The sequence below is a fragment of the Vibrio sp. ER1A genome, assembly GCF_000733315.1.
GTDB lineage: Bacteria > Pseudomonadota > Gammaproteobacteria > Enterobacterales > Vibrionaceae > Vibrio > Vibrio mediterranei.
The window spans coordinates 1-3875 of record NZ_JPJA01000016.1 but is presented as its reverse complement, the minus strand read 5'-3'; the positions used below and the strand labels follow the sequence as shown (position 1 = coordinate 3875).

General features: G+C 42.1%; 5 protein-coding genes and 2 pseudogenes. 5 read left to right on the top strand and 2 right to left on the bottom strand.

Going from position 1 to position 3875, the window contains the following annotated elements:
• Positions 1–697 precede the first annotated feature (697 nt).
• Positions 698–1072 (bottom strand): TfoX/Sxy family DNA transformation protein, encoded by a 375-nt coding sequence (locus tag HW45_RS02900; RefSeq protein ID WP_038224587.1) that lies wholly within the window; start codon positions 1070–1072, stop codon positions 698–700.
• Between the two features lie 7 nt (positions 1073–1079).
• Complete coding sequence (locus HW45_RS29470; protein WP_160171188.1) at positions 1080–1223, bottom strand: TfoX/Sxy family protein; 144 nt, start codon at positions 1221–1223, stop codon at positions 1080–1082.
• Positions 1224–1983: 760 nt separating this feature from the next.
• Here HW45_RS29470 and HW45_RS29215 point away from each other — a divergent pair.
• The 5 genes and pseudogenes from HW45_RS29215 to HW45_RS02880 form a co-directional block, all read left to right on the top strand.
• Positions 1984–2292: pseudogene (locus HW45_RS29215) on the top strand (ISNCY family transposase); the annotation flags it as partial.
• A pseudogene (locus HW45_RS28645) lies at positions 2290–2669 on the top strand (DNA phosphorothioation-associated putative methyltransferase); the annotation flags it as partial. The pseudogenes HW45_RS29215 and HW45_RS28645, both read left to right, overlap by 3 nt.
• Before the next feature lie 129 nt (positions 2670–2798).
• On the top strand, positions 2799–2960 hold the full coding sequence (locus HW45_RS29465) for a hypothetical protein (protein ID WP_160171187.1): 162 nt from the start codon (positions 2799–2801) through the stop codon (positions 2958–2960).
• 119 nt (positions 2961–3079) lie between these two features.
• Complete coding sequence (locus HW45_RS02885) at positions 3080–3271, top strand: hypothetical protein (protein ID WP_038224583.1); 192 nt, start codon at positions 3080–3082, stop codon at positions 3269–3271.
• 189 nt (positions 3272–3460) lie between these two features.
• Entirely contained in the window at positions 3461–3730 is a 270-nt protein-coding gene (locus tag HW45_RS02880; RefSeq protein ID WP_038224581.1) for a hypothetical protein, read from the top strand.
• The last annotated feature ends 145 nt before the right edge of the window (positions 3731–3875 follow it).

Sequence of the window (3875 nt, the reverse complement as noted above, 5' to 3'; positions counted from 1 at the left end):
CGATTTCGGCAACAAAGCCAAAATTAGGTTCTGTAATATTGTTTCTCATTTTTAACCTGGATACACACACCTATTTGTGTCGCAAAGTTTAGTCTCATAGGTTAAGATTCCCCTAATTTCGACGCAACACTCTGAGTATTAATGTTTGAAGGCTGCCACTTTCCATCAAACGTTGATCTCAAAATCGGTCGTTCTTTTCTCACTAACAAGCTCTTTGATTACGAGATTGAAGAAATCCAAAGGGGGCGGTGCATGCAGCTATTGATCATTGGAGCATCACATTTGAGCCTATTTTGGAACAGAAAGCCAAACTCAACAAGAAGACGGGCTCTGATTCATGGCGTATGGATGATACCTACATCAGAGTGGTTCTATTACTATCGAGCTGTTGATAAGTTTGGAAACTTCATTGATTGTTACCGCAACTCTAATCGTGATGAAATGGTAGCCAAAGTAACTATGCATAACTCAAGCTCATCGATGTATTGATTAAGATACCCCAACAATGCTGCTGTGTTTCTCCTGCCCTTTGGCAGAGACGGATACCCTTCCCCCACAGCTTTGTCGGTAAACCGAAACCGATCTGCAACCGACGCTAAATTGATAACAGTCATCGTCAGTTTTCACTCTGTTTGAGCAGAGACAACCGTGAGACCCGTTTTCTCAGCGTTTTTTGCTTCGCCTCATTTAAATACATCTAATGCTGTTGGATTAACGCGCCCTCTAGATGAAAGAGCAGACGCTCAAAGACACCCAATTTCAAGCGGTCATGTATCCACACATAAGCTTGAGCCGTCGCGATTTCCTTTAATTCTTCCAATTTCGCTATGCCGACCCGTTTTAGCAGTACTTCGTTAGACAAACGCATATTGGGAAGATCTCTTAATTTGATCGGTCGTACCTTCTGCTCTAACCGCGATTGGAAGTCATGTTTAGTGGCCTCCACTACATGACCGATCAATGAACCTAAACACTCTAAGTTGTTGATATAGTCATCAGGCGATGTATAGTGATTGGTTACAGCACCCTGATTTGCTCGGTAGTTGTAAGGCCGCCACCCTGCTGTTTGCATTGTTGTTTCATTGACCCATTGGCTTTTTTACATAGAACAGACCATCAAAATCAATCCCAAACATCGCTCCAGCGATAAAATAGCGCACACCAGAGAACATAGGATGTGTTGTTATTGTGCCTGAAAGGTGGACACGCTGAATTACGGGCATACCGTCCGTAAATACTCTACCTTTTTCTTATACTGCTCGAAAACATCAAAGTATAGAAACTAATATGCTCGGAAGTCAATCCACACAAGGTATGAAGAGTGTCATGATTACATAAACCGACAAACTATCAGGGACATCACTCCCATATCAGTAAACAGATATGTTTCCGCTCAAAGATAGGCATAATGGAAAGTCATTGTAGGCACAAAAAAAGGCGCAGCACCTCCAACTTGGAGTGGGTTTTCTTCCTTTGTTTAACCAGTCAGTCCTCCCACTTGAACGCCGGAGTTCAGATACCAATTGTTATGATAGATGTATAGCCAACCTAATGGAATTGATCGGGATTATGTTGGCTTTTTTCTTATCTTCACTTTCCTGCTACCGAGGAAAATTTAATGCAGTTTAATCATCCTAATTTTACCAAAGCGAAGACTCTCCTAGTCTCTAAATGCATATCTATAGAGCAAAAGAAAACCAAAAGAAATGAAAGAGGCAAAGCATTTACTCAAGTTTAGATCTGAATACGCAGGGGAAATGATAAGTAATTCGCGGTCAAAGGTTAATGCGCTAGAACTTTTTCAAAGTTAACTGAGCTCAGATACCCAAGAGCACTCCGTTAGATTCTGAAAAATGCTATTTTCAACCTACTCCTCCCTAATAAGTATGGCCTTACCCTCTTTCATCGGATTAGATTTGGTAGTGGAAATGCACACCCTTAAAATATGTAGCATATTTAGTCTAACGAATTTTTGGGCTAGGGATATTCTACATGGATTCAAAATCACAGTATACAGTCGATATCATTAGCAAAGTCATAGATAGTAAAATCACTATCAATAGTGCAACTCAGTTGCTGCAAAAATCACGAGGAACCGTTGAGCGTTACATGAGTCGCTATCGCAAGGAAGGCATTCGGTTCGTGATTCGTGGCAATACTGGTCGTACTCACATCAATAAAATCCCAGAGTCACTCAAGAAAGAGGTTCAGAACCTAATTCAAACCAAGTACTACGACTTTAACCTTCAACACCTATCAGAGCTTCTGAGCGAAAATGAAGACCTGTCGATTAGCGTGATCGAAGATCAAGATGAGCGGCTTGACGCGCTTCTGGAGGCTTGGGAGGTTGTTTGTCGTTTCTGTGATGCTTGCTAACGTACGTAGCGCAGTTTAAGTCGGTCATCTCTTCACGAAATACGTTTCAAAAATACTACACGTAATTTGAGATCAAAGACTACCTCAAGCGGTCACTTCAAGAAAATACCATTACTGTTTCTCCTAGAATTTTCTTTGTTTTTAAAGACAAGCTTGAAGAACAACGATACTTACAAAGCAAATATCAACGCCATTATAGTTGGCAGCAACTAACATCGCCCCAAGCGATTGGAAGCAAAGACAAAGCAAAACTGGTTATCACTCAACATATAGCACTTTTCGATGATTTTTGGATTTAATGCTGTCTATGAGGCGAAACGCATGCACGCCTATGATAGTTACCATCGTGTGCTTTTTGCCACCGGACATAACGAAGGACGCTTGACTGAAGAGGACATTCAGACAATGAAGTTAATCACACCATGACGTTATTCCAAGCACTAGGCTTTAGAGGGACGCCTGCTCTGATTGTGATGCCAACTCAGCATCCTACCGCTGACAATATTCACGTGATATTTGGGGCCGACCCTGTGCAAATCAAACAAGCCATTGCACAGGTGAAACAATCCGTTCAAGAGCGGTAAGCTTCGAATGCCTTTCAAATTTGAACACTAAGCTTGCTAAGCTGCCGAGCGTAGTCAAGACGACTACGCTTACTATGAGGTCACCGTTTTGACCTTAGCTTGATAGAAGGAAACAAGACATGCGAAAAATCATCATTCAGTTTACTCAGGATGGCCGATACATCGACAACGCCTGGGAAGGTCGATTTCAAGCGTTAAAAGGAGACCAAAAAGCGGTCTCACCTTCACTCGCTATGCGCTTGGTCGGACAGCGCCTAGCCAATACGGTTCTGGGTAAAGATGGAAAACCATTAACCTTGTCTGAGACATAAAAAAACCGAAAGCCATGTTGGGGTGACTTTCGGTAAAGTATTATTGGTATTCCAAAGTTGTAATTAGCTCAGGGAGCTATAGAATGTCGGAAAGGTGATAATGGAGTCTAATCATTATCACGCCAGTTAATATAAAGTAATAGAGCCTCAGCAATATAGAGAATAGTTTTTACAAGAAAACACCGTATTATGATAAACCATCACACAGACGACTGGGTTTGCTTAGAAGATGGCGAAGACGATTACGTCATTGACCGCTTTGAGCTTCGCGTCAAAGGCAAAAAGCCCCTAGTACTTAATAATCCCAGCTTTTCCAAATTGTTTTATAACGTACAGCAATACTTGCACATCAACCAAACGCAAGCTAAAGCTCTACTTCAACTCACCATTGTAGACGTGCCTGACCCTTTGACCGCCACAGAACACCTCAAACTGGTGCAAGCTCTCAGCAAAAGGTAAGTTACCTACCGGATATCTAACCAAACGGGGAGTAACCGCCATTTGATGAACGACATCAATCAGGGGCCACCAATAAACGGTGAAGAGGATGAGGCCAATCCTATCGATAGCCTGGCCGAACAATGGAGAGTTTAACAAAGCATCA

Coding starts and splice junctions, on each gene's coding strand:
- HW45_RS02900 (WP_038224587.1), bottom strand. CDS start 1,072: ATGCAAACAGCAGGGTGGCGGCCTTACAACTACCGAGCAAATCAGGGT.
- HW45_RS02885 (WP_038224583.1), top strand. CDS start 3,080: ATGCGAAAAATCATCATTCAGTTTACTCAGGATGGCCGATACATCGAC.
- HW45_RS29470 (WP_160171188.1), bottom strand. CDS start 1,223: ATGCCCGTAATTCAGCGTGTCCACCTTTCAGGCACAATAACAACACAT.
- HW45_RS02880 (WP_038224581.1), top strand. CDS start 3,461: ATGATAAACCATCACACAGACGACTGGGTTTGCTTAGAAGATGGCGAA.
- HW45_RS29465 (WP_160171187.1), top strand. CDS start 2,799: ATGACGTTATTCCAAGCACTAGGCTTTAGAGGGACGCCTGCTCTGATT.